The 5,096-nt window shown below is 65.7% G+C and carries 7 protein-coding genes and 1 pseudogene; 7 read left to right on the top strand and 1 reads right to left on the bottom strand.

What is annotated here, in order from left to right:
* The 5 genes and pseudogenes from EOA27_RS21135 to EOA27_RS21110 form a co-directional block, all read left to right on the top strand.
* Positions 1 to 253: pseudogene (locus EOA27_RS21135) on the top strand (ribonuclease PH); the annotation flags it as partial.
* 184 nt (positions 254 to 437) lie between these two features.
* Positions 438 to 848: a VOC family protein gene (locus tag EOA27_RS21125; protein ID WP_126083636.1), complete on the top strand. Its 411-nt coding sequence runs from the start codon at positions 438 to 440 to the stop codon at positions 846 to 848.
* Positions 848 to 1,525 carry an RdgB/HAM1 family non-canonical purine NTP pyrophosphatase gene (gene rdgB, locus EOA27_RS21120; protein ID WP_126080305.1) on the top strand — a complete coding sequence of 226 codons (678 nt, stop codon included), beginning with the start codon at positions 848 to 850 and terminating at the stop codon, positions 1,523 to 1,525. The genes EOA27_RS21125 and rdgB overlap by 1 nt, the downstream gene beginning before the upstream one ends.
* Entirely contained in the window at positions 1,522 to 2,694 is a 1,173-nt protein-coding gene (gene hemW / locus EOA27_RS21115; RefSeq protein ID WP_189343306.1) for a radical SAM family heme chaperone HemW, read from the top strand. Before rdgB ends, hemW begins: the two co-directional genes overlap by 4 nt.
* 5 nt (positions 2,695 to 2,699) lie before the next feature.
* Complete coding sequence (locus EOA27_RS21110) at positions 2,700 to 3,020, top strand: low molecular weight protein tyrosine phosphatase family protein (protein ID WP_126080306.1); 321 nt, start codon at positions 2,700 to 2,702, stop codon at positions 3,018 to 3,020.
* A 223-nt stretch (positions 3,021 to 3,243) separates the two neighbouring features.
* On the opposite strand, the gene EOA27_RS21105 is transcribed toward EOA27_RS21110, so the two are convergent.
* Positions 3,244 to 3,432 (bottom strand): hypothetical protein, encoded by a 189-nt coding sequence (locus tag EOA27_RS21105; protein ID WP_126080307.1) that lies wholly within the window; start codon positions 3,430 to 3,432, stop codon positions 3,244 to 3,246.
* A 160-nt stretch (positions 3,433 to 3,592) separates the two neighbouring features.
* On the opposite strand from EOA27_RS21105, the gene rsmI reads away from it, so the two are divergent.
* Together rsmI and EOA27_RS21095 are read left to right on the top strand one after the other, a co-directional pair.
* Entirely contained in the window at positions 3,593 to 4,483 is an 891-nt protein-coding gene (gene rsmI, locus EOA27_RS21100) for a 16S rRNA (cytidine(1402)-2'-O)-methyltransferase (protein ID WP_189343307.1), read from the top strand.
* A gap of 60 nt (positions 4,484 to 4,543) precedes the next feature.
* Complete coding sequence (locus EOA27_RS21095) at positions 4,544 to 4,921, top strand: YraN family protein (RefSeq protein WP_126080309.1); 378 nt, start codon at positions 4,544 to 4,546, stop codon at positions 4,919 to 4,921.
* Positions 4,922 to 5,096 lie beyond the last annotated feature (175 nt).

The raw sequence follows: 5,096 nt of genomic DNA, 5'->3' as shown, positions 1-5,096 counted from the left end.
GCTCAAGGACCATGTCGCGGCGATCTCCTGCGGCATCCATGACGGCCAGCCGGTCATCGACCTCGATTATCTCGAGGATTCCTCAGCCGGCACCGACGCCAATTTCGTCATGACCGGCAAGGGCGGCATCGTCGAGATCCAGGGCACGGCCGAAGGCGAGCCTTTCTCCGAGGAGCAGTTCGCGGCGCTGATGGGACTGGCCAAGAAGGGCATTTCGCGGCTGGTGAGCCTGCAGCAGATGGCGGTGGCGTAGGGTTTCCAATGCCGAGCCTAGGCCCCCCTCTCTGGCCTGCCGGCCATCTCCCCCTCAAGGGGGGAGATTGGATTTCGCCGCGGCTTTCGCCAATCACCGGCGTTGCAGAATGGGTGCCTACGACAAAGCTGCCAATCTCCCCCCTTGAGGGGGAGATGCCCGGCAGGGCAGAGAGGGGGGCCTCGTGATACCCTCTGCAATTTTGGAATCAGCTCTCTACGTCACCAATTTGGCTGCCGCCGAAACCTTCTACCGCGACATCATCGGCCTCGAGCCACTGGGCAAGGTCGAGGGGCGCCATGTCTTCTTCCGTTGCGGTGACGGCGTATTGCTTCTCTTCAACGCCGAGGCGACCAAAATCCCTCCGGCGCCTGACGCCCGGCTGAAAGTGCCGCCGCATGGCACGGCCGGCGAGGGGCATCTCTGCTTTGCGGCTACCGCCGACGAAATCGCCGCATGGCGCAAGCATCTCGCCGCGAACAACATCGCCATCGAAAGCGACTTCGAATGGCCGCAAGGCGGGCACTCGATCTATATCCGCGACCCTTCGGGCAATTCGATCGAGTTCGCCGAGCCAAGGATCTGGAGTTTCTGATGCATTCTTTGAACGGAAGGAAGATCGTCGTCGCCAGCCACAATGCCGGCAAGCTGCGCGAATTCGCCGACCTGATGGCGCCGTTCGGCTTCGAGGCGAAATCGGCCAAGGAATACGGCCTGCCCGAGCCGGACGAGACCGGCACGACCTTCGAGGAGAACGCCTATATCAAGGCCTTCGCCGCCGCCAAGGCGACCGGCCTGCCCGCGCTGTCGGACGATTCCGGGCTTTGCGTCGACGCGCTCGACGGCGCGCCGGGCGTCTATACCGCCAACTGGGCCGAGAAGCCGGATGGCACCCGCGATTTCGGCATGGCCATGCAGAAGACGGAGACCGCGCTGCAGGAGGCCGGCGCGACCAAGCCCTCACAGCGCACCGGCCGCTTCGTCGCCGTCATCTGCCTCGCCTTGCCGGACGGCGAGGCTGAATATTACCGGGGCGAGGCCGAGGGCACGCTGGTATGGCCGCCGCGCGGCACGCTCGGCTTCGGCTACGATCCGGTGTTTCTGCCCAACGGTTTCGACAAGACTTTTGGCGAGATGAGCGCGGAAGAAAAGCATGGCTGGAAGCCCGGCCAGGCGACGGCGCTTTCGCACCGCGCCCGCGCCTTCCAGAAATTCGCCGAAGCGCGACTGGATTTGGCCAGGTTGGATCTGGCGCGATCAGGACCCGCATGAGCGCAGTGACCATACCGCTCGACCGCAGCCCCGGCTTCGGCGTCTACATCCACTGGCCATTCTGCGCGGCCAAGTGCCCTTACTGCGACTTCAACAGCCATGTCCGCCACCAGCCGGTCGACCAGGAGCGCTTTGCGCGCGCCTTCGAGACGGAGCTTGCGACCATGCGCGCCCGCGCCGGGCCGCGCGAGGTGACCAGCATCTTCCTCGGCGGCGGCACGCCGTCGCTGATGAAGCCGGAAACGGTGGGCGCGGTGCTGGAGGCGGTGGCGAAGAACTGGACGGTGCCTGACGGCATCGAGGTGACGCTGGAGGCCAACCCGTCCTCGGTCGAGGCCGAGCGCTTTCGCGGCTATCGCGCCGCGGGCGTCAACCGCGTCTCGCTCGGCGTGCAGGCGCTGAACGACAAGGACCTGCGCTTTCTCGGCCGGCTGCACAACGTCGAGGAGGCACTGCACGCCATCGGGCTGGCGCGGGACATATTTCCCCGTCTCTCCTTCGACCTGATCTATGCCCGGCCCGGCCAGGCGCCGGAGGCGTGGGGCGCGGAGCTGGAGCAGGCGATCGGCTATGCAGTCGACCATCTGTCGCTCTACCAGCTGACTATCGAGGAGGGCACGCCCTTCCACGCGCTCTACGCGGCAAAGAAATTCACGCTGCCTGACAACGACCATGCCGCCGACCTCTACGCGCTGACGCAGGAGGTGACGGCGGGGCATGGGCTGCCGGCCTATGAGATTTCCAACCACGCCCGGCCGGGCGCCGAAAGCCGGCACAACCTCACCTATTGGCGCTATGGCGAATATGTCGGCGTCGGCCCGGGCGCGCATGGCCGCTTCGTCGAGAACGGCCGCCGCACGGTGACTATAGCGGAAAGGATGCCGGAGACCTGGGTCAATCTGGTCGAGGCCAAGGGTCACGGCGTCACCGGCGGCGAGATCCTGACCCGCGCGGAAGAGGCCGACGAGTTCCTGCTGATGGGCTTGCGGCTCGCCGAAGGCATCGACCTGCAGCGCTACGAGGCGCTCTCGGGGCGCGGCCTTTCCAGCGCGCGGCTCTCGGTGCTGCAGGAGGAGGGGCTGGTGGCGCCGGTCGGCAATGCAAGGCTCCGCGCCACGACGGCAGGGATGATCGTGCTGGATGCGGTGGTGGCGGATTTGGCAAGGTAACCTCTTTGAAGAACGTTCTCTTCGTCTGCAGCCAGAACCGGCTGCGCAGCCCGACGGCCGAGCAGGTGTTTTCCAGGCTCCGCGACATCGAAGTCGAATCGGCCGGCACCAACCATGATGCCGACAATCCGCTGACGCATGAGCTGGTGGCGTGGGCCGACATCATCTTCGTCATGGAGAAGGCGCATCGCGCCAAGCTGCAGAAGAAGTTCCGCTCGAGCCTGAACGGCGCCAGGGTGATTTGCCTCGATATCCCGGACGACTACGAGTTCATGGACCCGGAACTTGTGCGGTTGCTGGAGGCGAGGGTGCCGCGCTATCTCTGAGAGCTGTGACGCTCCCCGCGCGTTCGTCATTCTCGGGCTTGACCCGAGAATCCATGCCGTGACCTATGCGAGGAGTGTTGCGGTCCAGAATTCTGCACCGTTAGTGGCACTTCGATGTAACGGCATGGATTCCAGGGTCTGCGCGCATCGCTTCGCTCCTTGCTCCGCCCTGGAATGACGAAGCGAGAGCGGTCTTCGCCACTCGCGAAGGTCGGGGACGCGCTTAAGCGTCGTGCTTCTGGCGGTGCTTGCCGCGGTGCTTCTCGCCATGCGCATCATCGGGGCGGGCCTGCTTCTGCTCGCTCTTGTCGCGGCGAACGCCGGGCTGTGCGGCGATGGGGTGTGAAGGGATGCCCTCGCGGGCGGTCTTGCTTTCAAGTCGGCTGATGAAGATGTCGAAGCGATTGGGCATCGTTCAGTCCTGCCTCCTCCCGGGGAATCAGGGGTTAAATTCGCCGCTGTGGGTTTCGTTCCGCACTGTGGCAAAGGCATGGCGATTTCCTTAACCCGACCTCACGTTTTGCAACGAGGCGCCAGCCATGCCAAACAAGGCCTGTTATGAGGGGCAACCGGTGACCGGCGACAGAAGCAGCTACCTGATCGGACAGACCGAGATCGCGGCGCGGCCGCTCTCGCCGGCGCTCTATCTGGTGGCGACGCCGATCGGCAATCTGGCTGATATCACGCTGCGCGCGCTGGAGACGCTGGCCGCAGCCGACATCGTCGCCTGCGAGGACACGCGCGTCTCGCGTGTGCTGCTCGAACGCTACGGCATCCGCCGCCGCACCACCGCCTATCACGAGCACAATGCGCAAGAGGCCGGGCCGAAGCTGATCGAGGCGCTGGCGGCCGGGCAGAGCGTGGCGCTGATCTCCGACGCCGGCACGCCCTTGGTTTCCGATCCCGGTTACCGGCTAGTCGGCGAGGCGCTGGAGCAGGGCATCCGCGTCGTGCCGATTCCTGGACCGTCGGCAGCGCTTGCGGCACTGACAGCTTCCGGCCTGCCCTCCGACGCCTTCCTGTTCGCCGGCTTCCTGCCTGTGAAGACCGGGCAGCGGCTGGCCAAACTGGAAACGTTCAAGGCGGTGCCGGCAACGCTGATTTTCTTCGAGTCGCCCAGACGGCTGGCCGAGACGCTTGCCGCCATGGTCGAGGCACTGGGGGGCGCGCGGAAGGCCGCGATCGGGCGCGAGCTGACCAAGGCTTTCGAGGAGATGCGCACCGGCACGCTGGCCGAGCTGGCCGGCCACTATGCCGCCGCCGACACGCCGAAGGGCGAGATCGTCGTCTGCGTCGGCCCGCCCGAAGCAGCGGAAGAGCAGCCGGCCGACATCGACCGGCTGCTTCTGTCTCTCGCAGCCGAAATGCCGGCTTCGAAGGCGGCATCGGAAGCGGCGAAGATGACCGGCGGCCAGAAACAGGCGCTCTACCGGCGGCTCTTGGAGCTCAAGGACGGACCATGATCCCAAAAAGTGGAAGCCGGTTTTTGGATAGGATCATGGTCGAGCAAAAAGGAGCCGACGGTGGCTGAGCGCACGGTCGGCCATCGCCGCAAGGCCTATCGGCGCGGTCATCGCGGCGAATGGCTGGCGGCGCTGGCGCTGATGCTGAAAGGCTACCGCATCCTTGCCCGCCGCCACCGCACCAGGCTCGGCGAGATCGACCTGATCGCCCGGCGCGGCGATCTCGTGCTGTTCGTCGAGGTCAAGGCGCGCCGCACGCTGATCGAGGCGATGGAAGCGATCGGCCATGAATCGGAGCGCCGCATCGAGGGCGCCGCGGATTTGTGGCTGTCGCGGCAGCCGGATTACGGGCGGCTTTCGATGCGTTTCGACATGGTGGCCGTGCTGCCCTGGCGTTGGCCGGTGCATGTCGAGAACGCGTTTTACGGGAGGAATTGAGCGGGCTTATCCCGCTATAATGGGTAGACAATCGCATATGGCAGCGCTGGCCCCCTCATCCGGCCGCTTCGCGGCCACCTTCTCCCCGGTGGGAGAAGAGGTTGGCGCCGACGCCGACAGTCTCCTCTCCCCTCGGGGAGAGGTCAGCCGAGCGAAGCGGAGGCTGGGTGAGGGG

Origin of the sequence: Mesorhizobium sp. M2A.F.Ca.ET.037.01.1.1, from assembly GCF_003998075.1 — a bacterium.
In the GTDB taxonomy this organism is placed as follows: domain Bacteria; phylum Pseudomonadota; class Alphaproteobacteria; order Rhizobiales; family Rhizobiaceae; genus Mesorhizobium.
Note: the sequence above shows the minus strand (reverse complement) of the source record. Positions and strands in the feature narration are given on the sequence as shown.